This is a genomic window from Listeria sp. MAN/IMW/UF464 (genome assembly GCF_058683955.1).
Window position 1 is genome coordinate 298996 of record NZ_JBZWZP010000003.1, and the last position, 26521, is coordinate 325516.

The 26521-nt window shown below is 38.7% G+C and carries 29 protein-coding genes; 27 read left to right on the forward strand and 2 right to left on the reverse strand.

Going from position 1 to position 26521, the window contains the following annotated elements:
• Window positions 1–4 precede the first annotated feature (4 nt).
• Both AC4PG0_RS11425 and AC4PG0_RS11430 read left to right on the forward strand, forming a co-directional pair.
• Window positions 5–1195, forward strand: a complete 1191-nt coding sequence (locus AC4PG0_RS11425; RefSeq protein WP_492167555.1) for a M20 family metallopeptidase — start codon at window positions 5–7, stop codon at window positions 1193–1195.
• 87 nt (window positions 1196–1282) lie between these two features.
• Window positions 1283–2488 (forward strand): MFS transporter, encoded by a 1206-nt coding sequence (locus AC4PG0_RS11430; protein ID WP_003772753.1) that lies wholly within the window; start codon window positions 1283–1285, stop codon window positions 2486–2488.
• 46 nt (window positions 2489–2534) lie between these two features.
• Here AC4PG0_RS11430 and AC4PG0_RS11435 read toward each other — a convergent pair whose 3' ends face one another.
• Window positions 2535–3266, reverse strand: a complete 732-nt coding sequence (locus AC4PG0_RS11435) for an SDR family oxidoreductase (protein ID WP_003764474.1) — start codon at window positions 3264–3266, stop codon at window positions 2535–2537.
• Window positions 3267–3426: 160 nt separating this feature from the next.
• Here AC4PG0_RS11435 and AC4PG0_RS11440 point away from each other — a divergent pair, with 160 nt between their 5' ends.
• Together AC4PG0_RS11440 and AC4PG0_RS11445 are read left to right on the forward strand one after the other, a co-directional pair.
• Complete coding sequence (locus AC4PG0_RS11440; RefSeq protein WP_010991470.1) at window positions 3427–3954, forward strand: TetR/AcrR family transcriptional regulator; 528 nt, start codon at window positions 3427–3429, stop codon at window positions 3952–3954.
• 19 nt (window positions 3955–3973) lie between these two features.
• Window positions 3974–4681, forward strand: a complete 708-nt coding sequence (locus AC4PG0_RS11445; RefSeq protein WP_492167556.1) for an SMUG2 DNA glycosylase family protein — start codon at window positions 3974–3976, stop codon at window positions 4679–4681.
• Between the two features lie 55 nt (window positions 4682–4736).
• On the opposite strand, the gene AC4PG0_RS11450 is transcribed toward AC4PG0_RS11445, so the two are convergent.
• Window positions 4737–5555, reverse strand: a complete 819-nt coding sequence (locus AC4PG0_RS11450; protein WP_194322776.1) for a D-alanyl-D-alanine carboxypeptidase PBPD2 — start codon at window positions 5553–5555, stop codon at window positions 4737–4739.
• 357 nt (window positions 5556–5912) lie between these two features.
• Between AC4PG0_RS11450 and mnmE the strand changes: the two genes are divergently transcribed.
• The 23 genes from mnmE (at window position 5913) to ychF (ending at window position 26471) form a co-directional block, all read left to right on the forward strand.
• The gene (gene mnmE, locus AC4PG0_RS11455) at window positions 5913–7286 is read left to right on the forward strand and encodes a tRNA uridine-5-carboxymethylaminomethyl(34) synthesis GTPase MnmE (RefSeq protein WP_010991466.1); all 1374 of its coding nucleotides are present in this window, start codon (window positions 5913–5915) and stop codon (window positions 7284–7286) included.
• Between the two features lie 24 nt (window positions 7287–7310).
• Window positions 7311–9200, forward strand: coding sequence for a tRNA uridine-5-carboxymethylaminomethyl(34) synthesis enzyme MnmG (gene mnmG / locus AC4PG0_RS11460; RefSeq protein ID WP_033533759.1), 1890 nt, complete (start codon window positions 7311–7313; stop codon window positions 9198–9200).
• Window positions 9201–9358: 158 nt separating this feature from the next.
• Window positions 9359–9745, forward strand: a complete 387-nt coding sequence (locus AC4PG0_RS11465) for a DUF1310 family protein (RefSeq protein ID WP_492167557.1) — start codon at window positions 9359–9361, stop codon at window positions 9743–9745.
• A 128-nt stretch (window positions 9746–9873) separates the two neighbouring features.
• Window positions 9874–10266 carry a DUF1310 domain-containing protein gene (locus AC4PG0_RS11470; RefSeq protein WP_045553767.1) on the forward strand — a complete coding sequence of 131 codons (393 nt, stop codon included), beginning with the start codon at window positions 9874–9876 and terminating at the stop codon, window positions 10264–10266.
• Window positions 10263–11546, forward strand: coding sequence for an Mbeg1-like protein (locus AC4PG0_RS11475; protein ID WP_492167558.1), 1284 nt, complete (start codon window positions 10263–10265; stop codon window positions 11544–11546). Before AC4PG0_RS11470 ends, AC4PG0_RS11475 begins: the two co-directional genes overlap by 4 nt.
• Window positions 11539–11904, forward strand: coding sequence for a hypothetical protein (locus tag AC4PG0_RS11480; protein ID WP_003772765.1), 366 nt, complete (start codon window positions 11539–11541; stop codon window positions 11902–11904). Before AC4PG0_RS11475 ends, AC4PG0_RS11480 begins: the two co-directional genes overlap by 8 nt.
• 1 nt (window position 11905) lies before the next feature.
• The gene (locus tag AC4PG0_RS11485) at window positions 11906–12172 is read left to right on the forward strand and encodes a hypothetical protein (RefSeq protein WP_492167559.1); all 267 of its coding nucleotides are present in this window, start codon (window positions 11906–11908) and stop codon (window positions 12170–12172) included.
• Window positions 12173–12324: 152 nt separating this feature from the next.
• Window positions 12325–13041: a 16S rRNA (guanine(527)-N(7))-methyltransferase RsmG gene (gene rsmG / locus AC4PG0_RS11490; RefSeq protein ID WP_003772767.1), complete on the forward strand. Its 717-nt coding sequence runs from the start codon at window positions 12325–12327 to the stop codon at window positions 13039–13041.
• A 201-nt stretch (window positions 13042–13242) separates the two neighbouring features.
• Window positions 13243–13938 (forward strand): N-acetylmannosamine-6-phosphate 2-epimerase, encoded by a 696-nt coding sequence (locus AC4PG0_RS11495; protein WP_010991457.1) that lies wholly within the window; start codon window positions 13243–13245, stop codon window positions 13936–13938.
• A gap of 19 nt (window positions 13939–13957) precedes the next feature.
• Window positions 13958–14959, forward strand: a complete 1002-nt coding sequence (locus AC4PG0_RS11500) for a Gfo/Idh/MocA family protein (RefSeq protein WP_003722159.1) — start codon at window positions 13958–13960, stop codon at window positions 14957–14959.
• 33 nt (window positions 14960–14992) lie between these two features.
• Window positions 14993–16399: a PTS mannitol transporter subunit IIBC gene (locus AC4PG0_RS11505; RefSeq protein ID WP_010991455.1), complete on the forward strand. Its 1407-nt coding sequence runs from the start codon at window positions 14993–14995 to the stop codon at window positions 16397–16399.
• 62 nt (window positions 16400–16461) lie between these two features.
• Window positions 16462–17118, forward strand: coding sequence for an HAD family hydrolase (locus AC4PG0_RS11510; protein WP_010991454.1), 657 nt, complete (start codon window positions 16462–16464; stop codon window positions 17116–17118).
• A 12-nt stretch (window positions 17119–17130) separates the two neighbouring features.
• Window positions 17131–17577 carry a PTS sugar transporter subunit IIA gene (locus AC4PG0_RS11515; RefSeq protein ID WP_003764438.1) on the forward strand — a complete coding sequence of 149 codons (447 nt, stop codon included), beginning with the start codon at window positions 17131–17133 and terminating at the stop codon, window positions 17575–17577.
• 24 nt (window positions 17578–17601) lie between these two features.
• Window positions 17602–18507: an ROK family protein gene (locus AC4PG0_RS11520; protein ID WP_153648520.1), complete on the forward strand. Its 906-nt coding sequence runs from the start codon at window positions 17602–17604 to the stop codon at window positions 18505–18507.
• Window positions 18491–19297: a MurR/RpiR family transcriptional regulator gene (locus AC4PG0_RS11525; protein WP_003772775.1), complete on the forward strand. Its 807-nt coding sequence runs from the start codon at window positions 18491–18493 to the stop codon at window positions 19295–19297. Before AC4PG0_RS11520 ends, AC4PG0_RS11525 begins: the two co-directional genes overlap by 17 nt.
• A gap of 180 nt (window positions 19298–19477) precedes the next feature.
• A complete protein-coding gene (gene noc / locus AC4PG0_RS11530) occupies window positions 19478–20332 on the forward strand; it encodes a nucleoid occlusion protein (RefSeq protein ID WP_070752216.1) in 855 nt (284 codons plus the stop codon).
• Between the two features lie 11 nt (window positions 20333–20343).
• Window positions 20344–20643, forward strand: coding sequence for a hypothetical protein (locus AC4PG0_RS11535; RefSeq protein WP_033838389.1), 300 nt, complete (start codon window positions 20344–20346; stop codon window positions 20641–20643).
• A gap of 165 nt (window positions 20644–20808) precedes the next feature.
• Window positions 20809–21567, forward strand: coding sequence for a helix-turn-helix domain-containing protein (locus AC4PG0_RS11540; protein ID WP_077918129.1), 759 nt, complete (start codon window positions 20809–20811; stop codon window positions 21565–21567).
• Between the two features lie 224 nt (window positions 21568–21791).
• Window positions 21792–22553 carry a ParA family protein gene (locus tag AC4PG0_RS11545; RefSeq protein ID WP_003722150.1) on the forward strand — a complete coding sequence of 254 codons (762 nt, stop codon included), beginning with the start codon at window positions 21792–21794 and terminating at the stop codon, window positions 22551–22553.
• Window positions 22546–23397, forward strand: coding sequence for a ParB/RepB/Spo0J family partition protein (locus AC4PG0_RS11550; protein WP_003772782.1), 852 nt, complete (start codon window positions 22546–22548; stop codon window positions 23395–23397). The genes AC4PG0_RS11545 and AC4PG0_RS11550 overlap by 8 nt, the downstream gene beginning before the upstream one ends.
• 6 nt (window positions 23398–23403) lie before the next feature.
• Complete coding sequence (locus tag AC4PG0_RS11555) at window positions 23404–23607, forward strand: DUF951 domain-containing protein (protein WP_077904843.1); 204 nt, start codon at window positions 23404–23406, stop codon at window positions 23605–23607.
• A 148-nt stretch (window positions 23608–23755) separates the two neighbouring features.
• Window positions 23756–25222: a catalase gene (locus AC4PG0_RS11560; RefSeq protein ID WP_492168004.1), complete on the forward strand. Its 1467-nt coding sequence runs from the start codon at window positions 23756–23758 to the stop codon at window positions 25220–25222.
• 148 nt (window positions 25223–25370) lie between these two features.
• Window positions 25371–26471: a redox-regulated ATPase YchF gene (ychF, locus tag AC4PG0_RS11565; RefSeq protein ID WP_003722138.1), complete on the forward strand. Its 1101-nt coding sequence runs from the start codon at window positions 25371–25373 to the stop codon at window positions 26469–26471.
• The last annotated feature ends 50 nt before the right edge of the window (window positions 26472–26521 follow it).

Genomic DNA, 26521 nt, shown 5'->3' on the forward strand with positions numbered 1-26521 from the left:
TATCATGCGTACCAAGTTAATGAATATGCTTCAGGAACGAAAAGATGAAATCACTCAGATTAGACGTCATTTGCACGAACATCCTGAATTATCGTTCCATGAAGCAGAAACCGCAAAATTCATCCAAGATTTTTACAAAGGAAAAGACGTAGAAGTTGCAACTGAAGTGGGTAATGGTCATGCCGTTGTTGTAACGATTAAAGGCGGAAAACCGGGGAAAACAATTGCGTTACGTGCCGATTTTGATGCCCTTCCCATCGAAGAACAAACTGATTTACCATTTAAATCTAAATACCCTGGCGTAATGCATGCATGTGGTCATGATGGGCATACTGCTTATTTACTTGTTTTGGCAGATTGTTTAATTCAACTAAAAGAAAATATCCCGGGAACGATAAAAATTGTTCATCAACATGCTGAAGAAACACCACCCGGCGGAGCGAAAAGCGTTGTTGAATCTGGTATTTTAGATGATGTGGATCAAATTTTTGGTATTCACGTATTTCCATTTGGTGAAAGTGGACAAGTTTATTATCATAGTGGCTACGCGATGGCTGGTCGCACTTATTTTAAACTTAAAATTCAAGGCGTTGGCGGGCATGGTTCGTCTCCACATATGGCAAATGATGCGATTGTCGCAGGCGCTTATTTTGTGACAGCCATTCAAACAGTAGTGAGCCGCCGTTTGAACCCATTTGATACTGGCGTTATAACGATTGGTTCTTTTGACGGTAAAGGTAGTTTTAACGTTATTAAGGATGCGGTTGAGTTAGAAGGCGATGTGCGTTATATGAACACGGAAAATCGTGATAAAATAGACGCAGAGATTCACCGTATTGTTGCTGGTATTGAGGCGATGTTTGGCGTGAGCGTGGAACTCACTTATACGAACGATTACCCTCCGCTATACAATGATCCAGCAGTGACAGAACAAGTTGTCGCTAGTTTGCAAAAAGGTCTAGGAGAGTACTTAACAGACATCTCCACGTATGATATGCTTTCAGGGTCAGAAGATTTTGCATATTATCTACAAAAAATCCCGGGTGTCTTTTTCTATATTGGTGCGAAACCGAAAAACACCCCGCACGCTTATTTTAATCATCATCCAAAATTTGATATTGATGAAGATGCGTTGTTAGTTGCTGCTAAATCAGTTGCCGACGTCGTTTTAGATTATTTTAAATTGAATGGATAATAGCTTTGAAAAGAGCATAGTCAGAAAATGAATCTGGGTATGCTCTTTTTTTAGTAGTGGGACTATAGAAGAGTGGAGTGAGGTCAAATGAATCAGGTAAAAGGAGAAAAGCATTCGTTAATGGTATTACTTGTTCTATTTATAGGCTATACCAGTGTATACGTGGATAAATATACTATCGGAATTTCACTTGTGACTGTTTCTCAGGATTTAGGATTTGATCCAAGTCAAAAGGGGTTGATTTTAAGTGCCTTCTTTCTTGGTTACACGCTTTTTCAAATTCCAATGGGGTATTTAAATAATCGGATTGGTGCACGTCCTGTTCTTGCTATATCGATAATTATCGTTGGGCTGTTTCTTATTATTTTTGGTTTTGGTTATTCCTTGCTGTTTTTGGTTGTGATTCGTTTCTTGTCTGGAGCGTTCGGGCATGCGGGTTATCCGCCATCTGTTAGCAACTATATTTCTCTTCATATTCCATTAAACAAGCGAGGTTTTGCGCAGTCAGCAATGCTCGCTTCCTCTGGTTTTGCGGCATTTATTGGTCCGCTTTTGATTGCGCAACTATTGCTATCAGTTGGCTGGCGTAATACTTATTATTGGATTGGTATTGTGGTGATTTTCATTGGATTATTAATTTTATTAGTAGTTCCAAAAGCGCCAAAAATAGATAAAAGTACGCAAAAAGAAAAAATTAAAGTACCTTTCTCAGAGCTTTTAAAGGATAAACAGCTGTGGATTCTTTTATTATCGGCACTCTTTATAAATGCAGCGAACTACGGTTTAACAAGTTGGCTTGCTTCTTATTTGAATGAGGCGAGGGGAATTTCTATTAGCGAAGTGAGCTATATTAGTTCTTTAGCCGGACTTTGTATTTTAATTGCGGGTGTTATTGGTGGCTATTTTATTAGTCGTTTCTTCAAAGGGAAAGAGCCAATCGTCATTTTTACATTTAGTGTGCTCGGAGCGTTTACGGTTTACGGGGTGTATTTGTTTGATCAGTTGATGCTTTCGATTATTTGTTTATGTTTATGTAATATTTTTCTAATTATGGCCTTTACGACTTTAATGGGATTGCCGCATAAATTATTTAAACAGAGCCATATTGCGACAAAATACGCTGCTATTAACTCGGGCGGAGTTTTAGGTGGCTTTTTCGCACCGATGATTATTGGGGATTTAGTAAATGCGACGAACTCTTATCAATCAGCTTTTCTCTTCTTGGCGCTCACTTTCTTAGTATCAGGAATTATTGTTCTAGCGATAAAAAAACGTTCGGTAATCAGTGAATAAAAAATGGGAGGAAGACCAGATAGACTAGGTTTTCCTCCTATTTTTATTAAGCTAATCCTCCATTGGTGAAAATTGTTTGGCCATTTACCCAGCGTGCCGGTCCAGCTAAAAAAGCTACTGTTTCAGCAATATCATCAGGTTGTCCTAGACGTTCTAACGGGGTTGCTTTTGCTAAGTTTTCAATTGTTTCATCATCTTTTCCGGTTAAAAATAGCGGGGTTGCGGTTGGTCCGGGTGCGACGGTGTTAACGGTAATATCTTTCCCACGAAGCTCGCGCGCTAAAATTAAAGTGAGCGACTCGACTGCGGCTTTACTAGCAACATAAGCCCCATATGCCGGAAAACTGGTGCGCGTTACCGAAGTGGAGAAATTAATAATCGCGCCACCTTTTCGAACGCTTAGGGCAGCTTGTTTGGAAACGACGAAAGTTCCTCGCACATTGGTACGTTGAATCTGATCGAAATCTTCCATATCCAAAGTAGCAATGGGACTTAATTTCATAATACCTGCCGTATTTATTACAACATCTACGCCACCAAAATGGGCTGTAATTAAATCAAATGCGTCAATCATTTGCGCTTCGTCAGCCACGTCACCACCAACGCTAATCGCTTCACCACCAGCTTTTATTATTTCTTCGACAAGTGTTTCGGCTTTTACTTTGTTACCTGAATAATGGACAGCAACCGCAAAGTTTTGCTCGACTAACTTTTCGGCAATGGCTTTCCCAATACCGCCAGATCCCCCTAAAATAAATGCGACACGTTTATTAGTCATAATCTATTCGCTCCTTTAATTGCAAATTAGTTACTTTTTTTGTTTTAAGTAACTTTATAGTTGGAAGTATACTCCTTTTGGTTACTTTGTCAAGGATTTGTAACTTTTTTATTTTCCTGTATAATTAGAAACAAAGAATGAGTTGAATCGAGGTATTACAATGGCGAGATTATCCCAAGAAATTATTTTAGATATGGCTGAACAAATTATTTATGAAAAAGGGATGGAAAAAACGACACTTTATGATATTGCGGGAAATTTGAACGTCACGCATGCGGCGCTTTATAAGCATTATCGAAACAAGGAAGATTTATTTCAAAAGCTGGCGTTACGATGGCTAGAGGAGACATCGCGGGAGATTTTTGCTTGGACGAAAGAGAAAGATGCTTCCCCGGACGATGCGCTCCATGACTGGTTATGGCTCTTAGCTGACACCAAGAAAACCCTGTATAAAACCGACCGAAAAATGTTTTTACTTTACACCGATTATATTGAACAAAAGGAAGAATTAGTGAAAAATCATATTGAACATCTCGCGCAAAAAGCAGAGGAAGTTAGCGGCCGGGTGAACCAAGGTGACGCGATTATTACGGCATTTATTTATTTTCACAACCCTTATTTTGCGAGCCGCTGGGAAAAAGCGGGATACGTGGAATTATTCGAGCGTGTTTGGCAGGTTGTGAGATAGTAAGAGAGGAGAGTGCTACATGACAGAAAAAGCAACTTTGGCTAAACAAATATTACATTTTAACGAAACACTTTCGAGTAACTCAATGGATTTGCCGGCCGGGTATCGCGTAATTAACCCATATGAGGGCGATCAAAAAGAACTAGTGCGAAATATAACGACTAGGTTTTATCAGAAATACTACAATGATACAAAACCACGCCGGATAATATTCGGAAGTTCACCTGCTCGCCGAGGTTCTGCTGTGACAGGCGTTCCTTTTGAAGATGCCAAACATCTCCAAAGTGAAACAGGCATTTTTATTGATACATTTTATATAAATCAGTCTTCATCAGATTTTTTATATGATGTTATGAATGAATACGGGGGTTGTGAGCAATTTTATAGTGATTTTTATATGAATTTTGCCTGTCCGCTAGGGATTGTTCGTATAAATGCAAAAGGTAATGAAGTCAATTGTAACTATTACGAGAACAAGCAATTACGAGAAGCGCTAATGCCGTTTATTTTAGAGTCGATTCGTAGTCAGATAGACTTTGGAATGGATACTTCGGTTTGTTACTGCATTGGTAGCGGAGAGAATTTTAAATTTTTATCAAGAATAAATGAAGAACATCATTTTTTTGAGACGATTATACCTTTAGAACATCCACGTTTTATCATGCAATATAATTCTAAAAATAAAGATACGTACATGGAGAAGTATCTTTGTGCTTTAAAGAGGTGACAATGTACTATATATAAAGAACTTCTCTTTGATAAAGAAGTTCTTTTTCATTCCGCTAATTTTCCTTAAACCCAATCCCCATCAATTTTTCCGTATCCTTAAAACGTTTCTCCGCAGTATCCGCATCCAAAACAATTGAAATAACACGCTTTCCATCGCGCTTTGCTGTTCCGATAAAGCAATAGCCGGCTTCATCCGTAAAACCAGTTTTCAGTCCATCTAAACCTTGTATTGAACCGATAGAGTCATTGGTTGATTCAAGGGTTGCTCCTTCTTCGGTTATGATGCTAGATTTGGAAGTTGTCTCTAACACTTCGGGATGAGTGGAAATTAATTTAGATGATAGCAAAAATAAATCCTTTGTGGTAGAAACAGCCATTTTACCATCAACATCGAGTCCGCTGGCACTGACAAATTTGGTTTTATTCGATAATCCTAATTTTTTAGCTTCATTATTCATTTTTTGGGGGAAATTAGCATCGTCTAAACGGTTGCCTAGTGTCTCGGCGGCATCATTTGCTGACATAACGAGCATAGCGCTATATAAATCCCTGACTGACCATGTTCTTTTTTGTGTAATTGCGTAAAGTGAAACCGCGGAAGGATCATCCAGACGAATGAGATCTAACTCCTCATCCCAAGATAATTTTTTGTTATCCACAGCCTCAAGTACTAAAAATGCCGTCATTAATTTTGTTAAACTCGCGATTGGCATAACTTTATCGGCATTTTTTTCGTAAAACGCCTTACCATTTTCGGTCGAATAAACCGCGGCGGCATTTGCTGATAAGTATACATTTGGTTGCTTCGTGGAACACGCTGAGAGTAGTAATAGCCCCATTAGTAGTATCCATGTTAGCTTATGTAGTTTCATTATTTCTCCTCCTTTTGACTTTAGTATAGAGTAGAAGAGTTGAGTTAAATCCAAGGAAGTGGAAGGATATGTTAAAGCTTTAACGAGAAAATTTAAGTTTTCTTAACTAGTAGAGATAAAACTATTGTTATTCACATGTGGATAAGTTAAAATAGTAGGGATGAATTTTTATTAATGGTTTTTCTGTGGATATGTTAATAAATCTATGGATAACCTTCAAAATACTAACAATTTAATTGCTTTGGTCAAAGCGGAGCGTAAGTTGTTGAAAATGCACAAAATCACGTGCCAAAATTTATTCAAAATAGGATAAGGCTTATTTGAGCTGAACTTCTAATGAGAAAGGATGAGTAAAGAATGGAATTTGATACTATTGCTGCAATCTCAACACCGCCGGGAGAAGGGGCCATTGCTATTATTAGATTAAGCGGTCCAGAGGCGATTCAGATAGCGGATCGTATTTTTTATGCCAAAAATAGCTTAAGTGAAGCAGAAAGTCACACAATTCACTACGGTCATATAAAAGAAGACGGCGAAGTAATTGAGGAAGTAATGGTCACGGTTATGCGTGCGCCGCGTACTTTTACACGAGAAGATGTTGTGGAAATAAATGCACATGGCGGAATCGTTTCGGTCAATCGCGTCTTGCAACTATTACTAAGAAATGGTGCCAATTTAGCTGAACCAGGTGAATTCACAAAGCGGGCATTTTTAAATGGAAGAATTGATTTATCGCAAGCAGAGGCTGTGATGGATTTAATTCGCGCCAAGACAGACCGGGCGATGGGCGTTGCAATTAGACAAATGGACGGGAATCTTTCACGGTTGATTCGCAATTTGCGCCAAGAAATTTTGGATGCATTAGCGCAAGTCGAAGTAAATATCGACTATCCGGAGTACGATGATGTAGAGGAAATGACCCAGCGAATGCTACTGGAGAAAACAGAGCTAGTTCGCGCTTCCGTCGAGCAACTTTTACAAACAGCAAGCCAAGGGAAAATTCTACGTGAAGGCCTTGCAACAGCCATTATCGGTCGACCAAATGTCGGGAAATCATCCTTGCTTAACCAACTAATTCAAGAAGAAAAAGCGATTGTCACAGATATTGCTGGGACGACACGAGATATTATAGAAGAATACGTCAATGTTCGCGGCGTACCACTACGTTTAATTGATACGGCCGGAATTCGCGAAACAGAAGACATTGTGGAAAAAATTGGTGTAGAACGTTCAAGAAAAGCCTTGGCGGATGCAGATTTTATCCTGCTAGTATTAAATCAAAACGAAGAGCTGACAGTGGAAGATGAAGCGTTATTTGAAGCAGCCGCGGGTCATAATTATGTCGTTGTTTTAAATAAAACAGATTTGGAAACAAAGCTTGATATAAATAGAGTGCGTGAACTTGCTGGAGAAAACCCGATTGTTTCCACTTCTCTAGTAAACGATGAAGGTTTAGAGGCTTTGGAAGAAGCGATTAAAGCACTATTTTTTGCTGGGGACATTGATGCCGGTGATGCCACGTATGTTTCAAACGTTCGACACATTGCGCTCCTTCATCAAGCACTTGAAGCTTTAAATGGCGTTACAACAGGGATTCAGCTCGGCATGCCAGTGGATATTGTCCAGATTGATATGACTCGTGCATGGGATTTACTAGGTGAAATTACTGGTGATTCTGTCCAGGATGAATTACTCGATCAGTTGTTCAATCAATTTTGCCTTGGAAAATGATTTTTTAGGAGATGTTTTTATAAAATGCAAACCTATGATGCAGGAACTTTTGACGTCATCGTTGTTGGTGCAGGCCATGCGGGAGTAGAAGCAGGTCTTGCCAGTGGTCGAATGGGCGCCAAAACGCTGATGTTAACGATAAATTTAGATATGGTCGCTTTTATGCCATGTAATCCTTCTGTTGGAGGCCCAGCAAAAGGAGTAGTTGTGCGCGAAATTGATGCACTTGGCGGAGAAATGGGCCGTAATACAGACAAAACTTACATTCAAATGCGGATGCTAAATACAGGTAAAGGTCCCGCTGTTCGCGCATTACGTGCCCAAGCAGACAAATGGGATTACCAACACGAAATGAAACACACGATTGAAAAAGAAGAAAATATCACTTTGCGCCAAGGTCTTGTTGACCGTTTAGTGATTGAAGATGGCGTGTGTAAAGGCGTTATTACAAACAGTGGCGCAATTTACTACGCGAAAACAGTCGTTATTACTACCGGAACTTTCTCACGTGGCGAAATTATTGTCGGTGAACTGCGCTATTCAAGCGGTCCGAACAACCAACAACCATCTGTGAAACTTTCAGAGCACTTGGAAGAACTAGGTTTTGAACTGCGCCGCTTTAAAACAGGAACACCACCGCGCGTAAAATCAAGTACGATTGACTATTCAAAAACAGAAGAACAACCGGGTGACGATCATCCGCGCGCATTTAGTTTTGATACAGTAGAAATGATGCTAGAACAATTACCGTGTTGGTTAACTTATACAAACGAAACAACTCACGAAATAATCCAAGCGAACTTACACCGTTCACCAATGTTTACAGCAACGAAAAAAGGCACTGGCGCAAGATATTGCCCATCCATTGAAGATAAAATTGTTCGTTTCAGCGACAAACCAAGACACCAAATCTTCCTTGAACCAGAAGGGAAAAATACCGAAGAAGTATATGTCCAAGGTCTTTCCACCAGTTTGCCAGAAGAAGTGCAACGCGAAATGCTAAGAACTATTCCGGGACTTGAAAATGTTGAAATGATGCGTGTTGGCTACGCTATCGAATATGACGCAGTAATGCCAGACCAACTGTGGCCATCACTTGAAACTAAATTAGTTGAAGGACTTTTCACAGCCGGCCAAATTAATGGTACAAGTGGTTACGAAGAAGCAGCCGGACAAGGCTTAATGGCAGGAATCAACGCAGCACGCAAAGTTTTTGAAAAAGAACCAGTTATCCTCGGTCGCGATCAAGCTTATATCGGCGTTTTAATTGACGATTTAGTAACAAAAGGAACCGAAGAACCATATCGTTTACTTACATCTCGCGCCGAATACCGTTTACTATTACGTCATGATAATGCAGATTTACGTTTAACAGAAATCGGTCACGAAATCGGCTTAATTAGCGACGAACGTTATGAACGCTTTTTAGCAAAACAAAGAGCGATTGAAGCAGAAAAAGAAAGACTACAAAAAACACGCATTAAACCAACTGCTGAAGTTCAAGCAATGTTAAAAGAAATCGGCTCAGGTGAACTAAAAGACGGAATTCTAGCAGCAGATTTACTTCGTCGCCCAGAAATAACTTACGACAAAATCGCCCAAATTGTTTCACGTGAAACATTTGTCACCGACGAAATCGCTGAACAAGTAGAAATTCAAATTAAATACGAAGGCTACATCCAAAAATCAAACCTTCAAGTAGAAAAAATGAAACGCATGGAAGACAAAAAAATCCCAGAAAACATCGATTATGATGCAATCAGCGGCCTCGCAACAGAAGCCCTAGAAAAATTAAAGAAAATCGAACCCCTTTCCATCGCCCAAGCTAGCCGTATCAGCGGGGTAAACCCAGCCGATATATCTATATTGCTAGTTTACATCGAGCAAGGGAAGATAGCGAAAATAAGTAAATAAGAACACGGATTACTATAATAACTGAAACCACATGTTCACGGAAACTTCAAACTTACCGTTTAAGTTGAAAGTTTCCGTTGAATAATGTGGTTTTTTCTTGTTTTTAATTAAGGTAGAATGGGATTGCATAGAAGAAGGCATACTGCAGAGGTGAATGTGTGAAAAAGAGAGGGATAATACTATTTGGAATTGCAATAATGATTATTTTTGGCTTAGGGGTAAAATTTTATATGGATGAAGAGAAATTAAATAAAGAAATGGAGAAAGTAGTCTATAGTGATGAAGCGAAACAAGTATTCGAAAAGAGGCTGATAAACTTGGATGCAAAAGCATTCACGAAAGAAGGTATAATTCAATCATATGAAATTAATAAAGAAAGTATAGAGAGAAATCCAATGGGAGGAATAAATGTTACTTTAATTATAAATAAGGATTTAGAGTGGAATGTTACCTATACTTTAGGAAAACAGAACGGCAAATTAGAGGGTGGAGGTGCTAGTATCTCTAAGGAGCTTACAAAGAAATTAGGACTTAAAGGGAGTTAAGATAGTCCAGCCAATACTAACTAAGAAATTAAACAAATGTTAAAAGACTGAAAAAAAAGAAAGTGAAAATTTCTAACATGTGATAAAATAGACCTACAAAATAAAAAGCATACAGCAGAGGTGAAGAGTTGAAAAAAAGATGGATAATAGCACTAGCAATTACAGTAATAACCATTTTTGGTTTAGGGGTGAAATTCTATATGGACGAAGAGAAATTAAATAAAGAAATGATGAATGTAGTTTATAGTGATGAAGCGAAACAAGTATTTGAAAAAAGGCTGACAAACTTGGATGCAAAAGCATTCACAGAAGAAGGAAAAATACAGTCTTATGAAATCGATAAGAACAGTATCGAGCGTAATCCTATGGGAGGGATAAATGTTACATTAATTATAAATAAGGATTCAAAACTAGATATAACATATACCCTGGATAATTTTGATGGCAAGCTAAATGGAGGTGGAGCGAGTTTGTCTGAAAATCTTTCCAAATTATTGGGGAGATGGAGGGAAAATAAATGAATCAAGTCATTACAGATGAAGACAGAGTCAGACTGGCAAAAAAAGAGTATGATCCATTGAAGATTAAGAAAGAAGTGATTATCTCTGTCTCTGATGAAAAAGAAAAAACCATCGGAATCGTATCCCAAAAAATCAACAACAAATCAACCGGGGAACAATCCTACATCATCACAGACAAATACACGCCACCCACAGCCTCCATCAGCGAAAGAAACAAAGTAAAAGAACTAACAATCCTTTACAAAGGTTCTACCGCACCGGCTAATGGAAACTTTAATGTTCCAAAACATCCAGATTATAAAGATGTGAGGAAGGATTGGTTAAGTAATGATATTCCAACTGCAATCCAAATCACAAATGGCGGAGGATCCACAGTAACACCCCAACTAAAAACCTCCGCAGAAACCTTAAAACAAACCATGAAACTCTACCCAAACGCCCAAATCTATGTATACGGCCATTCTCTAGGATCCATGAACGCCCAGTACGCTATCGCAGACTTAGATAAAAAAGACATCAAACGCATCAGCGGCGGTTTCTTCTACCAAGGTCCGAATATCTACTCCAACCTAACGCCAAAACAACAAGATACCGTAAAAGCAATAAACGCTTTAGATAGATTATTTAATTTTATTGATAGGAAGGATTATGTGGCAATTGGTTATGGTACTGGAGACCCGACAATTGGTCATTTAATAGAGGTTGAGTCGAAAAAAGCTGGTTTGGTTGAGCAGCATATGTGGGGTGGTTATCAGTTTGACAAAGAAGGAAACATTCTAACAAATAAAGAAGGCAGCCTTCAACTAGCCAAATACGCAACAGCTCAACAATTAGCAGCAATCAACATTATGCGAACCAGTTTTACAAAAAGCGGTGGTGGCCTATCCTCATCCGAAGAAATATTCTTGGATGCAGCGGAAGCACTAGCAATTACGCAAGGGATGAAACAAACGATTCAAGGCGAAATTAGAGCTTTAAAAGATGTTTTTGATAAAGAAATCGAGAATGCTGAAAAGTTGTGGCGGGATACGCTTTCAGATGCAAGGGATATCGGCTCCAATCTATATGAGTCAGAAATACTCGCCGCACTTGCTTGGGGCGGGGCGACTGAGCCGAAAATTGTGATAGACACAGTGCAAGATTGCGAAAAATCCTTAGTCGAAGCAACCAAGATAGAGCAAGAATATGATAAATTACTAGAACAAATCAACGAAGCGATAAAAAGCCAGCTAAAAACCGACCAAGAATTAGCCAAACAGATAGGGAGCATGTATGGATAAACAAAGACAACTACTGCTAAAACTAGAAAATTTGGACGATGAGTTTAATAGAAAAAGACGTCAATTGGATGAAGCGATGGACGATGCATCCCAAGAAAAATGGCGGTTTCACCAAGAACTAGAAAACCTTTCTGAACAAATCAGGTACATCCATCAAAAAAGAGCTTACGAAACATCTGAAGACTTGCAAAAAGCCTACCATTTAATCAGTTCTATCCAAGAAGAAGGCGATTGGACAGTAAAAAACACACTAACAAAACTAGAAAATGAACACGAAGAGCATCAAGCACTTTATAAGAAACAAGCGAATTCTTATGAAGAAGAACTACATCAGCTAAAAAAGGATCGTGATCTATAACATGATAGATAAACTAAAAGCAGAATTATTAGAGTCACGCAGAAATCTAGAAAAAAATCTTATTGGGATGTTTGTGGCGAGTCAAACTCATGCAACATCAGAAAATCGCAAACGAATGTTAAAAATGATCAAGCAGGACAAAATAGCCGATATCGAAAGCAATTGTCAGGGTTACATAGATGGACTTTCTACTACAGCAAAAGGAAAATGGGTAAATCAAGCCAAAAAAAGTTTTAAAGAGAATGCCAACAAGTTTGATAATTGTTAAACGTAATACGAACTTGCTAAAAAGAACGAAAATACTTATACTTGAAAATAATGAGCTAAAATATACGGTACAAGCCTGTTTAAAAGTATAAACCAAACCCGTCTATCATCCTAAACACGGCAAAAATCGCGAAAATAAAGTGAGGAAAAAATATGAATCCAGAGCAATTCCAAATGGCGCTCGCTGAAAAAGGAATAGAACTAAGCGACGACCAAATGAAACAATTCCATGATTACTTCGAAATGTTAGTAGACTGGAATGAAAAAATGAATTTAACAGCTATTACCGACGAAAAAGAAGTGTATTTAAAGCACTTTTACGATTCTATTTCTGCCGCGTTTTATGTAGACTTTACTAAATTCGATACTATTTGTGATGTCGGGGCTGGCGCTGGTTTTCCAAGTCTCCCAATTAAAATCTGCTTCCCGCATCTAAAAGTAAGCATCGTAGACTCCTTGAAAAAACGCATGACTTTCCTTGACGCGCTAGCAGAAAAATTAGGCCTAACCGATGTGCATTTCTACCATGATCGCGCCGAAACATTTGGCCAAAACAAAGCGCACCGCGAAAAATACGACCTTGTAACCGCACGTGCCGTAGCAAGAATGAGCGTATTATCCGAACTGTGCATGCCACTTGTAAAAAAAGGCGGTTCATTCCTAGTAATGAAAGCAGCCCAAGCCGAACAAGAGCTGCAAACAGCCGAAAAAGCCATCAAACTATTCGGCGGAAAAGTCGAGGAACATTTCGCTTTCGCATTACCAGTAGAAGAAAGCGAACGAAACATCTACGTCATCACTAAAACAAAAGAAACCCCTAATAAATATCCGCGCAAACCCGGAACACCCAACAAATTACCAATCGAATAAGCTAACAAAGTCCTTTCAAACGAAAGGACTTTTTATTTTTAACAGCAACGTCATTTTTTAAAGCTAGTTTCCATAAGCAACCACACCCAAATATGAAAATCATTTTCATTTAATCGATATTGATAAAATCATTTTCTTATGATATAGTCTGTTTGAAAACGCATACTTTACACTGAAACACAGTATAGAGGAGGAGTATCAGTGGGTAATTCTGTTATGGAAAAAATCAAAGGCGGGTTAGTGGTTTCCTGCCAAGCTCTAGAAGACGAACCACTTCATAGTGCATTTATTATGTCGAAAATGGCTCTGGCCGCAGTTCAAGGTGGTGCTGTTGGTATCCGAGCAAATACCGCAAAAGATATTCGGGCAATTCAAAGCGAGGTGGACGTCCCAATTATCGGTATTTACAAAAAAGATTACGATGATTCCGACGTATTTATCACACCAACCTTAAAAGAAGTCAGAGAAATATGTGAAACGGGAGTAGAAATTGTTGCGATGGATGCAACAACGAGAAAAAGACCACATAACGAAGACCTCAAAGACATACTAAGCGCCATTCGAAAAGAGTTTCCAAACACGCTTTTCATGGCAGACACAGGCAGTATTGAAGACGTTTATTACGCTGATTCCCTTGGCTTTGACTTAATTGGCACGACACTTTACGGCTACACCGAGGAAACGGCGAATAAAAATATCAGCGACCACGATTTTTCCCATATGAAAGAAGTATTGAAAAGTACGAAGCGCCCAGTAATTGCAGAAGGGAAAATCGACTCGCCTAGTAAAGCACGACAAGTTCTTACGTTAGGTTGTTATGCCGTCGTTGTTGGCGGCGCAGTAACTCGGCCACAGGAAATAACCACCCGCTTTACAAATGAAATTAAAAAAATCTAAGAAGAAAGAGGTAAGTGACATGACAAAGCAAATCAAAGTTGGCGTAATTGGTGTTGGACAAATGGGGCAGTATCATGCAGAAATTTATCAAAAACTTCCGCAAGTTGAGTTAGTGGCAATTTGTGAGTATAACGATGAAAGACGCGCAGAAATGGCAGAAAAATTTCAGTGTAAAGCATATAAAGACTACCACGAACTTCTAGCAAATACTGAGATTGAAGCTGTGAGCATTGTTTTACCTGATAATATGCACCGTGATTGCGTGGAAGAAGCTGTAAAATACAAAAAACACATTTTACTCGAAAAACCACTTGCAAAAGAACTGGAAGACGGCAAAGCAATGTATGAACTTACAAAAGACTACGACAAAGTATTTACAGTTGGCTTTTTACTCAGATTTGATCCTCGTTTTAATATGATTAAACAGCGCCTCGATAACGGCGAATTGGGTGATATTATTCATCTTTATTGTCGTCGTAACAGCCCAATTACCGGACCAAAGCGTTACATAGGTGCTTCTGATTTAAGTATGCACGTAATGATTCACGATATTGATTATATTAACTGGTACATGGATAGCGAGCCAGTCAAAGTTATCGCCAAAAGCCGCAGTGTTTTACTTAAAGAATACGGCATGAATGACGTAATCTATGCCATTGTTACGTATGAAAATGGCGCAATTGCTTGTCTTGAAGCTTGCTGGGTGTTGCCAGAAAATTCGCCAACCATCATTGACGACAAACTAGAATTAGTCGGAACGAAAGGTGTGGCATATGTAGACTCTTGTGATCACGGCGTTCGCTTTGTTAGTGAAAAAGGGGTATCTTATCCGGATTCAAGACACTGGTATTACACAAATGGAGAAGTTTCCGGCGATTTAGCTGAGGAGGTAATGGCATTTATTAATAACGTTGCGAATAACACAAAATCAATCATTACACCAAAAGAAGCGTATGATTCCTTACGAGTAGTAGATGCGATTGAACGTTCCATTGCTGAAGGAAAAGAAGTATCACTATAAAATAGCGCCACACATATGATTGGAGGGGGAAATATGTCTATTCGGGTACATGTACAGAAGTTTGGGAGTAAGCTAAGTGGTATGGTCATTCCGAATTTGGGAGCTTTTATGGCTTGGGGGATTTTAACGGCGATTGGGGTCGCAACGGGCTCTGAAATGTTAAAAGGCTTTATTGCACCAATGCTTAATTACTTGTTACCACTGCTTATTGCTTTTGCTGGAGGTCGAGCGGTTCACGGTTACCGAGGAGGAGTTATTGGTACCGTTGCAACAATGGGAGCAATTATTAGTTCGGATATAACCATGTTTATCGGCGCAATGATAATGGGTCCGCTTGCTGCTTGGGTACTTAAAAAATTTGATGAACGTATTGATGGAAAAATTCCAGCTGGCTTTGAACTATTAGTTAATAACTTTTCGATTGGGATTATTGGAGCGGGATTAGCGCTATTTTCTTATGTGGCAATTGCTCCGATGGTTGAAACTGTAACAAAAGTATTAGCAAGTGGCGTGGATGTGTTAATTAACAATCATTTGCTCCCACTAACGGCTTTAATTATTGAGCCAGCTAAAGTCTTATTTTTAAACAATGCGATCGGTCAAGGTATTCTTAGTCCGCTAGCAACATTGCAACTCGCCGAAACAGGAAAATCGGTGCTTTACTTACTAGAATCAAATCCTGGACCAGGTCTTGGAATTTTACTCGGTTATATGTTCTTTGGAAAAGGAAACTCAAAAGCATCTTCCTACGGGGCAAGTGTTATTCACCTATTTGGTGGTATTCACGAAATTTACTTCCCGTTCGTTTTAATGAATCCAATTCTTATTTTACCGCTAATTCTTGGTGGTATGACAGGAACATTTATTTTAACAATGACAAATGCGGGACTTGTTGGTGTGGCCTCTCCTGGTAGTATTATCACAATCATGATGATGGCAGCACCCGGCGATCATATTAAAATCATTATCGCGGTGTTATGTGCGGCGCTTGTTACATTCATTACCGCCATACCATTTATTAAACGCATGGGGAACAAAGATTCAGAACTACAAGACGCGGCGAAGAAAATGGAAGGTCTTAAAGGCAAAAAAAGTAGCATTTCCTCTGTTTTCGAAGCTCCAGTAGATGATTTTAATTTTAAAAATGTTAAAAGAATCGCTTATGCTTGTGATGCTGGGCTTGGATCAAGTGCGATGGGCGCGACCGTGCTGCAGAAAAAAATCAAAAACGCTGGCTTAGACGATATTAAAGTGTTCCATATCGCCATCCACGAATTGCCGACCGAATGCGATGTGGTCGTGACGCATAAATCCCTTATCGACCGAGCCAAAGAAAAACAACCAGATGCGTATTATGTGGAAATAACGGATTACCTCGGCGCGCCAGAATACCAAGAACTAATAGATAAAATAGTTGCAGACCGAGAACAAAAGAATTAACTTATTTGTAAGCGCTTCTTTTTAGGAGCGCTTTGAATAGTAAAGTGGGTAGGAGGAAGATGATGTTAAAAGCAGTTGTGATGGATTTTGATGGAATTGTTATTGATACAGAAGTAGTTTGGTACGAAATTTTTAAAGATTGGTTTAAAACAAAACAACATTATGATCTTTCTATTGAGGAATTTTTACAGTGCGTCGGATCTAATGTGGACGATTTATTCCGTGAATTAAATGAGACACAGCAAATGGATATTAATCGCCAAGCATTCGAAGCAGAAACACAAGCAACTTTCATTGAAAATAGTAAAAGCTTACCAGCCAAAGAAGGCGTGGAAAGTTTTATTCGTGAATTAAAAGAGCGCGGCTTAAAGTTAGCGCTTGCGACATCATCGCAGCGACCAAAACCGCTCTATCATTTGGAACGACTAGGTTTACTCGAATATTTTGATGCGATTATTACGGCGGAGGATGTTACACGAATTAAGCCAGAGCCGGATTTATTTTTAGAAGCGTTAAGAGCGCTTAATGTAAAACCCTCGGAGGCGCTTATCGTAGAAGACTCGCGCAATGGCCTTTTGGCGGGGAATAGTGCGGGTGTAAATGTTCTTGTCATCCCAAATGAAGTAACGAAACATAGCGATTTAACACCGAATTATATGGAACGAGAGTCGCTGGCGGATGTAGATTTAACAGAAATAATAGCTAAGTATAATAAATAAGGGGGCACGAGCATGTTATTAGACCGAGTAACTTTGGAAGATATTGAGGTAAATTTAAAGGCAAAAGATTGGCGTGAAGCCATCCAAACATCTGCGAGACTTCTACTAGAGCGAGGTGCCATCAAAGAAAGTTATATCGACGGAATGATTCAAAGTGTAGAAAATAATGGACCATATATAGTGATTGCCAAACATATCGCCCTAGCACATACGCGACCAGAATTTGGCGTCATTCGCGGCGGTTTAACCTTCGCAACACTTGCTGACGGCGTGGATTTTGGGAGTGAAATGTTCGACCCAGTGAAACTAATTATTACGCTCGCGGCAACAGATTCAGAAAGCCATTTAGAAGTATTGTCGGAGCTTGCTGAAGTACTCATGGACGAGGAAAAAGTAGCTCGTTTGATTGCAGCGAACTCAGAGCAGGCATTTTACGAGGAGTTAACAAAAGAAGGATAATAATTTCACTAAAGAGGTGAAGAAATGGAAAATTATCTTTGTGTTGATATTGGCGGAACTAGTATTAAATATGCCAAGTTTAACCAAGCAGGCAAGCGGATAGGTGAGCTTATGTCTTGTGCGACCCCTATAAGCGACGGAGCGAATCAAATCATGCCGGCGCTTATTCAGATTGTCGAACAGGAAAAAACGGGCATAGCGGGCGTCTGTGTTGCTTCAGCGGGTGTTGTAGATCCTCTGAACGGCAATATCATTTATGCGGGCTATACAATTCCCGAATACACAGGGACAGAAATAAAAGCAGAATTAGAGCACCGATTTAACCTTCCGTGCGCAGTAGAAAATGACGTAAACGCGGCCTGTCTTGGCGAGTTTTGGTTAGGCGGAGCACGGGGACGAACGAGCGTGCTCTGTTTGACAATTGGTACTGGTATCGGTGGAGCAATGCTTTTAAATGATGAACTAATAAATGGCTACTCTTTTACAGCGTGTGAAGTGGGTTATATGCAGCTTTCGCAAGGAAAATTCCAAGATGTGGCTTCAACCAAAGCATTAATTAAACAAGTTGCCTCGCGAAAAAATATCGAGGAAAATGCGTTAAATGGTCGTCAAATCATGGAATGGGCATATAGCGGAGATGCGGCTGTGCTGACCGAAATAGAGCAATGGATTGAGAATTTAGTCGAAGGTGTAGTAAACTTAATCTATATTTTCAACCCAGAAGTGATTGTGCTTGGTGGGGGATTAATGGAAGAAGAGTCATTTTTCAAACCTCGCCTAAAAAAAGCTATTTCAGCTAAATTAATCTCACCAATGTTCGATACAGCAGATCTTACTTTCGCAAAGCTGGGAAATGAAGCAGGGATGATTGGCGCGCTCTATCATTTCTTAAACCAGAAAGAGGCCAAAAAAGATGACGATTTTAAATGAAATTCAGCAAAATTACAATCGATTACCGAATAAAGAAAAGCAAATCGCGAAATATATTTTAGAAAAAAGTGATGAACTCAAGAATATTAATATTAAAGAGCTAGCTGAAGAAACCGGCACATCCATTTCGACGATAACGAGATTTTGTCGGCACGTGCGTTGTGATAGTTTTGTGGATTTGAAAATGCGGGTTAATACTGCAGCAACTATGGTTCCGTCACTTGGTTATGATGACCTTTTTGAAGAGGTTTATTCGTTTTACCATAAAGTGATTGATAATACGGTGAAGCTGATTGAACCAGCGAAGATTCGTGAAGTGGTGCAGTATATTCAAGAAGCCAAACGAGTCTATATTTGCGGCGTCGGAAGTTCGGGGCTCACAGCTGTTGAGATGTCACAGCGACTTATTCGGATGGGGTTAAATGTTATTAGTGTCAACGATCCGCATATGATGATTATCACCAGCTCAATCACAACAAAAGAAGATTTCGTTATTGGTATTTCCAATTCAGGTAATACTCCAGAGCTAGTCACCGCGCTAAAAATCGCTAAGAAAAACAAAAGTAAAGTAGCTACATTTACAAGTTTTGAAAATAGTGAAATGACCGAAATCAGCGACGTAACCATCCCGGTTTACAATACTTTATTCGTAAGTAAAAGATATTTTGCCAACAGCCAGTTTTCGATAATGTATGTGATGGACATTATTTCCATGATGCTACTACAAAATGAATCTTACCGAGAAAATATGGAAAAAACTATCAATACGGTAACGGACGAATTTCATTAAGATAAATTAGGAAAATAGATGGAACTGGGGAATTTTAGCAGCTCTGTCTATTTTTTCGCATTTAAACTGTAGAATAAGCGTGTTTTTCTCTGACATTTCTGCTAAAATAGTTTAAGAGACTTGCGGATAAGTAACATATTTAAAGAAGCGCCCAAGATTTTCCGGAAAGGAAGGACCCAGATGCCTTTTTCACGTTTATTTGGAAAAAAAGATAAGAATCAAATGGATGATATAGTAGAAGAAGGAGTACAACGCGTACTAGAACTTCCTATGGATAAGATTTTCCCGAACCAATTCCAACCACGGACAGTATTCGATCAAGATAAAATTGATGAGCTTGCTCGCACTATCCGAATTCACGGTGTTATTCAGCCGATTGTGGTTAGAGAAATGGAACCGGATTATTATGAAATTATTGCGGGAGAGCGCCGTTTTCGTGCTGTACTTTCTTTGAAATTGGAAAAAATCCCAGCAATTATTCAGAATTTAGATGATGAAGAAGTAGCTGCGATAGCGTTAATTGAAAACTTGCAACGTGAGGAATTAACGCCCATTGAAGAAGCAAAAGCATATCGGAGCTTACTAGACATGCAGGACGTGACACAAGAAGCCCTTGCGCAACGTGTCGGGAAAAGCCAGTCTGCCATCGCAAACAAAATGCGTCTTCTAAAACTACCAGAAACTATCCAAGAAGCCGTTCTTAACAAACAAATTTCAGAGCGCCATGCTCGTTCTTTATTAGCTTTAGAAACGGAAGAACAGCAAGTGAGCCTTTTACAAGAAATAGAAGAAAATCACTGGAACGTCAAACAAACCGAAGCAAGAATTCAAGAAATTTTAGGCGTGAAAAAACCAGTAGCTACTAAAAAAACCAAACCAAAACGCCAAGCTATTAGTCGTGACGTACGTATCGCCATGAACACGATTAAACAGTCGGTCACAATGGTTAAAGATAACGGAATGGACCTAGATTTCACCGAAGAAGAGACAGATGATTTTTATCAAATTACCATTCAAATTCCTAAAAAGAAATAAGAGGTGTAGCAGTGAGGTTTTTGAAGATAATTGGACACGCAGTTGGTGTCATTAGTTGTTTGATGGTACTTCCATCATTCGTAATAGCGATTACAAGTGCTATTATAAGTTTTAATCCACTATATATTACCTACTTTTTCACCAGCCCCTATGCCCGAGCAGTAGCCGTAGCAGAAGAGTCTGGTTGGGGAAGTGGCTTCAACATTCTATTAATTAATTACGGGGCATATCTCATCGCGTTTGGCTATACTTTCTTTGCGATAGTGAAGATTTACAGTTGGTACCAAATTGCGAAAGAAGCGAAAAAATAGTTACGAACCTTGCTTACTAGAGCAGGGTTTTTCTTTTTAAATTTAAAACAACTCGATTTGAGTGGAATGTAAACTTTCTTACGGTTTTACAAAAATTAGAGAAAATAAGTGCAATTTTGAGCAGAAAAAAGTACAATAGAATTAGGTAAAGTTGTAAAGGAGGGAGTGATTCACTCAACTCTGGGTGGAATCACGAAACGAATGGCAAAGATCATTTTTGTGAAAGACGAACAAAATGAGTTCCAAGCGTATGATTTCTTACAAAATTTAATTGTGGAAGAACCACTAATGGCCACTTTAGTATTTCAAGGCCTGTTACAACTAGAAACAGCAGAAACAAGAAAACTTAGCACTGGTAAGCAAATTCTCCCCGATGTCCATTTAATTATCGGTAAAAGTCAAGCTTACTCACTGCAAACAACTCGAGTGGAAACAACTGTAGACCAACCGATTCAAGAGATGAAAGCACATTTTAAAGATAAAAATTGTCGTTTAATTTACTTCACTGCATTTAGTGGAGATGAAACCTATTATTGCTTTGTTAAAGGCTATTTTAAAGATAAAAACCCGTTCACTGATCAAATGAGCGCTTACCGCGAAGAAGTAAAACGCGTATTCTTGCGTCGTATCGAAGCGGAAACAAGTATTGGTCATGCAGATTATCAATTCGAAACACTAAAAAATCAAGCTTTAGCAAATGAAGGCATTGCTCATTACTTAGATAGTTTTTCAGCAAGCCTTGGTAAATATATTTTCTCTAAACGAATGGAGAAGAAATGGTCGCAACTAGATTTAGCGCTTAAATCAGATTTATCTCCTGTTATTATTGGACGTTTAGAAGCAGGGGATCCAGATTTAACTCTTAGAATGTATCAAAAAGTCTGCACGGTTCTAGGTGTTAAGACAACATTCTCTGTAGATTGAAGATAGAAAAGTAATCAGCTTAGGTTGGTTGCTTTTTTTATTTTAAAATGTTTCACGTGAAACATTTCTAGGTTTTAAGAATATCATTTTCACCATTTTTAAGCTTTCAAAATACGAATTTCAATTTATTTTTACTTTTTGTAAGACTAAATGAAAATCTTTTGGTAGAATAGAAGATAAAAGAACCGGAAATCTCGGTACAAAATAAGGGTTGGTGAAAAAGATTGAGCAAAGTGATTGCACTAGCAAACCAAAAAGGTGGGGTTGGTAAAACGACATCATCCGTTAATTTAAGCTCTAGCCTAGCTTTTTTAGGTAAAAAAGTATTACTAGTAGATATTGACCCACAAGGAAATGCGTCAAGTGGTGTTGGTGTAAACAAAGGTGAAATCGAACACTGCATTTATGATGTATTGGTTGATGATGTGGCGATTCAAGATGTGTTACAAAAAACAGATTTAGATAATCTGAATGTTATCCCAGCTACAATTCAACTTGCAGGGGCTGAAGTAGAGCTAGTTCCAGCTATCTCACGTGAAATTAGATTGAAAAAAGCAATCGACTCAATTCGTGATGATTATGACTATGTAATTATTGATTGTCCGCCATCACTTGGGCTTTTGACTTTAAATGCTTTAACAGCCGCAGATTCTGTTTTAATTCCTGTTCAATGTGAGTATTACGCGTTAGAAGGTTTAAGCCAGTTACTAAATACAATAAGAATCGTCCAAAAGCATCTTAATGAAGATTTACAAATTGAAGGTGTTTTACTAACAATGCTTGATGCTAGAACAAATCTAGGTATTCAAGTAATAGAAGAAGTGAAAAAATACTTCCAAAACAAAGTGTTTAATACAATCATTCCACGTAATGTTCGTTTAAGTGAAGCACCTAGCCACGGAAAACCGATTTTGTTGTACGATGCAAAATCAAAAGGGGCAGAAGTTTATTTAGAATTAGCAAAGGAAGTGGTTGCACATGGCTAAAGGTCTAGGTAAAGGAATTAATGCGCTATTTAACAATGTCGATACGAATGAAGAAACAGTACAAAATATCGCTATCAAAGAAATTAAGCCAAATCCATATCAACCACGTAAAATTTTTGATACGAAAGCAATCAATGAATTACGTGATTCCATTAAAATCCACGGTGTTTTACAGCCAATTATTTTAAGAAATGCTGAAAAAGGATATGAAATTGTTGTAGGTGAACGTAGATTCCGTGCAGCAAAAGAAGCTAAACTAAAAGAAATCCCAGCAGTTGTACGTGATTTAACAGAAGAAGAGATGATGGAGCTTTCCGTCATTGAAAACTTACAACGTGAAGATTTATCTCCACTTGAAGAAGCTGAATCATATCAGTTCCTTATGAAAAAATTGGGCTTAACGCAAGCCAAATTAGCAGAACGCGTTGGGAAAAGTAGACCATATATTGCTAACTTTGTACGTCTTTTGACCTTGCCTGAAGAAGTTCAAGTAATGTTACGCGACGGCTCATTGTCAGCCGGACATGGCCGAGTGTTGCTAGGTTTGAAACTTAAGAAAAATATTATCCCAACAGCTAAAAAGGCTGCGACTCAAGGTTTAACAGTTCGCCAACTGGAAGATGTTGTGAACAACTTGAACGAAAATGTTTCACGTGAAACAATTAAGCCTGCCAGAGTGCCTATTTTTATTCGTGAAAGTGAAAGTCAATTACGTGATAAATTTGGTACGGCTGTCTCGATTAAACGTCGTGATAAAAAAGGTAAAATTGAAATTGAATTTTTATCAGATGATGATTTGGATCGTATTTTAGAGATTTTAGATATTCAGTTTGATGATGAATAGGTTGTGATGTTTATGGAAAAAAAGCATTTCGATTTAAATGATATAGTAGAAATGAAAAAGCCTCATCCTTGTGGTACCAATCGATTTAAGATTATTCGTATGGGTATGGATATTCGGATTAAGTGCGAAGGTTGCGGACATAGCGTCATGATTCCTCGACGTGAATTTGAACGAAAAGTAAAGAAAATTTTAGTTAAGGCTGAAGAGTAATAGAGAGCAGACGATTTATACAGTCGTCTGCTCTTTTTTTAAAGCCTTTTAGTTGAAGTTTAGTATTTTCTTCTTTAAAATATAAATAGTATCATTTAATAATTATTATAATTAAAATGATATAGTATTTTATTGGAGGTATTTACATATGACAGAGAGAAAAAATTTAACAACGAACCAAGGTACGCCAGTTGGCGATAACCAAAATTCGATGACCGCGGGACTTAAAGGACCAACTTTATTAGAAGATTATGTTCTAATTGAGAAATTAGCGCATTTTGATAGAGAACGTGTACCGGAGCGAGTTGTGCATGCTCGAGGTGCTGGGGCTCACGGGAAATTTGTTACTAAAAAAAGCATGAAAAAATATACTATCGCTAATTTTTTACAAGAAGAAGGGACAGAAACAGAGGTTTTTGCTCGTTTTTCAACGGTAATTCATGGTCAGCATTCACCAGAAACTTTGCGTGATCCGCGTGGATTCTCTGTTAAATTTTATACTGAAGAAGGAAATTATGACTTTGTCGGAAATAACTTGCCGGTATTCTTCATTCGTGATGCGATTAAGTTTCCGGATGTTATTCATTCTCTGAAACCTGATCCACGCACGAATATTCAAGATGGTAACCGCTACTGGGATTTCTTTAGCTTGAGTCCTGAAGCTACAACTATGATTATGTATTTATTTAGTGATGAAGGAACTCCGGCTTCTTATCGCGAAATCCGTGGCTCTAGTGTTCATGCGTTTAAATGGATTAATGAAGAGGGGAAAACGGTTTACGTGAAACTGCGCTGGGTACCAAAAGCAGGAATTGTGAACCTTTCCACCGAGCAGGCTGCGCAAATTCAAGCAAAAGAATTTAACCATGCGAGCCGTGATTTGTATGAAGCAATTGAAAATGGGGACTACCCTGAATGGGATTTATATGTGCAAGTGCTAGATCCGAAAGACTTAGACAGCTTTGATTTTAACCCATTAGATGCAACAAAAGATTGGTTCGAAGACGTTTTCCCATATGAACATGTAGGGACAATGACACTTAATCGTAATCCAGATAATATTTTTGCAGAGACTGAATCTGTTGGGTTTAATCCTGGAGTACTTGTTCGTGGAATGCTTCCTTCTGAGGACCGTTTACTTCAAGGGAGATTGTTCTCTTATTCCGATACTCAAAGACACCGCGTAGGTCCTAACTACTTGCAACTGCCAATTAACAGCCCGAAAGCACCTGTTGCCAACAACCAACGTGATGGCTATATGCCATTTAAACAACAAACGAGTTCAATTAATTACGAGCCAAATAGTTACGAGACTGAACCAAAAGAAAATCCAGCTTTTATTGAACAAGAACAAGAAATTCGTGGGGATATTTCTGGCCGACTTATTGCTGAAAAACCAAATAACTTTGGTCATGCAAAAGAAGTATGGGACCGCTATTCCGATGCTGAACGTGCGGCGCTTGTGAAAAATATTGTTGATGATTGGTCTGGCGTTCGCGATGATATTAAAATCCGCAATTTGCGAAACTTCTACCAAATAGAACCAGAATTCGCTAATCGAGTGGCTGATGGGACTGGTGTTAATCTTGAAGAACATGTAGCAGATTTAAAATAAGTAAGCTTAAAACGAAAATCCTTTTAGGGTTTTCGTTTTTTGGTGGGTGGCTTTTTATTTGAAAAACCTTTATAATATACGTTAGTGAAAAAATGTCTATTTGACGGGCATTTTCAAAATGAAGTTAATGAAAAGGAGTTTATATATAATGGCACTTACAGCTGGTATTGTCGGGCTTCCTAATGTTGGGAAATCGACACTTTTTAATGCAATCACAAAAGCAGGAGCAGAGGCTGCGAATTATCCGTTTGCAACGATTGACCCGAACGTAGGAATTGTTGAAGTTCCTGACCACAGATTAAACAAACTAACGGAACTTGTAAAACCGAAAAAAACCGTTCCAACTACTTTTGAATTTACAGACATAGCTGGAATTGTAAAAGGTGCTAGTAAAGGCGAAGGACTTGGAAACAAATTCTTATCTCATATTCGCCAAGTGGATGCAATTTGCCACGTAACTCGTTGTTTTGATGACGAAAACATCACCCACGTAGAAGGCCGAGTAGACCCTCTAGATGATATTTCTACTATTAACTTAGAACTTATCTTAGCGGATTTAGAAACAGTAGAGAAGCGTATTGGGCGTGTTGAGAAGCTTTCTAAACAAAAAGATAAAGATGCAGTTGCTGAATATAATGTTTTAGTTAAATTACGCGAGGCTTTCGAAAATGACAAGCCAGCTCGTGCAATTGAATTTAACGAAGAAGAAGAAAAAATCGTTCGTAACCTTTTCTTGCTTACAAGAAAGCCTGTTTTATATGTAGCTAACGTAAGTGAAGAAGACGTTTCTAGCCCGGACGATAACAAATATGTCCAACAAGTGCGTGAATTCGCTGCGAGTGAAAACTCCGAAGTTATCGTTGTTTGTGCTCGTGCTGAAGAAGAAATTGCTGAGTTAGAAGATGAAGACAAGCTTGAGTTTTTAGAAGCGCTTGGAATTGAAGAATCAGGCTTAGACCAATTGATTCGTTCCGCGTATACTTTACTTGGCTTAGCGACTTACTTCACAGCAGGTGTTCAAGAAGTTCGTGCTTGGACTTTCATCAAAGGAATGAAAGCTCCACAATGTGCCGGAATCATCCATACTGATTTCGAACGTGGATTCATTCGTGCTGAAGTTGTTGCCTATGATGCATTACTTGAATATGGTTCAGAACAGGCAGCAAAAGAAGCTGGTAAAGTACGCTTAGAAGGTAAAGAATACGAAATGAAAGATGGAGATGTCGTTCATTTCCGCTTTAACGTTTAATATGTTTCACGTGAAACAATCTTTTGATGAGCAGATGCGTCAAAAGATTG

Excerpts from the sequence above, each read along its gene's own strand:
- AC4PG0_RS11425 (WP_492167555.1), top strand. The coding sequence starts at position 5 with ATGCGTACCAAGTTAATGAATATGCTTCAGGAACGAAAAGATGAAATC.
- AC4PG0_RS11430 (WP_003772753.1), top strand. The coding sequence starts at position 1,283 with ATGAATCAGGTAAAAGGAGAAAAGCATTCGTTAATGGTATTACTTGTT.
- AC4PG0_RS11435 (WP_003764474.1), bottom strand. The coding sequence starts at position 3,266 with ATGACTAATAAACGTGTCGCATTTATTTTAGGGGGATCTGGCGGTATT.
- AC4PG0_RS11440 (WP_010991470.1), top strand. The coding sequence starts at position 3,427 with ATGGCGAGATTATCCCAAGAAATTATTTTAGATATGGCTGAACAAATT.
- AC4PG0_RS11445 (WP_492167556.1), top strand. The coding sequence starts at position 3,974 with ATGACAGAAAAAGCAACTTTGGCTAAACAAATATTACATTTTAACGAA.
- AC4PG0_RS11450 (WP_194322776.1), bottom strand. The coding sequence starts at position 5,555 with ATGAAACTACATAAGCTAACATGGATACTACTAATGGGGCTATTACTA.
- mnmE (WP_010991466.1), top strand. The coding sequence starts at position 5,913 with ATGGAATTTGATACTATTGCTGCAATCTCAACACCGCCGGGAGAAGGG.
- mnmG (WP_033533759.1), top strand. The coding sequence starts at position 7,311 with ATGCAAACCTATGATGCAGGAACTTTTGACGTCATCGTTGTTGGTGCA.
- AC4PG0_RS11475 (WP_492167558.1), top strand. The coding sequence starts at position 10,263 with ATGAATCAAGTCATTACAGATGAAGACAGAGTCAGACTGGCAAAAAAA.
- AC4PG0_RS11480 (WP_003772765.1), top strand. The coding sequence starts at position 11,539 with ATGGATAAACAAAGACAACTACTGCTAAAACTAGAAAATTTGGACGAT.
- AC4PG0_RS11485 (WP_492167559.1), top strand. The coding sequence starts at position 11,906 with ATGATAGATAAACTAAAAGCAGAATTATTAGAGTCACGCAGAAATCTA.
- rsmG (WP_003772767.1), top strand. The coding sequence starts at position 12,325 with ATGAATCCAGAGCAATTCCAAATGGCGCTCGCTGAAAAAGGAATAGAA.
- AC4PG0_RS11500 (WP_003722159.1), top strand. The coding sequence starts at position 13,958 with ATGACAAAGCAAATCAAAGTTGGCGTAATTGGTGTTGGACAAATGGGG.
- AC4PG0_RS11505 (WP_010991455.1), top strand. The coding sequence starts at position 14,993 with ATGTCTATTCGGGTACATGTACAGAAGTTTGGGAGTAAGCTAAGTGGT.
- AC4PG0_RS11510 (WP_010991454.1), top strand. The coding sequence starts at position 16,462 with ATGTTAAAAGCAGTTGTGATGGATTTTGATGGAATTGTTATTGATACA.
- AC4PG0_RS11515 (WP_003764438.1), top strand. The coding sequence starts at position 17,131 with ATGTTATTAGACCGAGTAACTTTGGAAGATATTGAGGTAAATTTAAAG.
- AC4PG0_RS11520 (WP_153648520.1), top strand. The coding sequence starts at position 17,602 with ATGGAAAATTATCTTTGTGTTGATATTGGCGGAACTAGTATTAAATAT.
- AC4PG0_RS11525 (WP_003772775.1), top strand. The coding sequence starts at position 18,491 with ATGACGATTTTAAATGAAATTCAGCAAAATTACAATCGATTACCGAAT.
- noc (WP_070752216.1), top strand. The coding sequence starts at position 19,478 with ATGCCTTTTTCACGTTTATTTGGAAAAAAAGATAAGAATCAAATGGAT.
- AC4PG0_RS11550 (WP_003772782.1), top strand. The coding sequence starts at position 22,546 with ATGGCTAAAGGTCTAGGTAAAGGAATTAATGCGCTATTTAACAATGTC.
- AC4PG0_RS11555 (WP_077904843.1), top strand. The coding sequence starts at position 23,404 with ATGTTTATGGAAAAAAAGCATTTCGATTTAAATGATATAGTAGAAATG.
- AC4PG0_RS11560 (WP_492168004.1), top strand. The coding sequence starts at position 23,756 with ATGACAGAGAGAAAAAATTTAACAACGAACCAAGGTACGCCAGTTGGC.
- ychF (WP_003722138.1), top strand. The coding sequence starts at position 25,371 with ATGGCACTTACAGCTGGTATTGTCGGGCTTCCTAATGTTGGGAAATCG.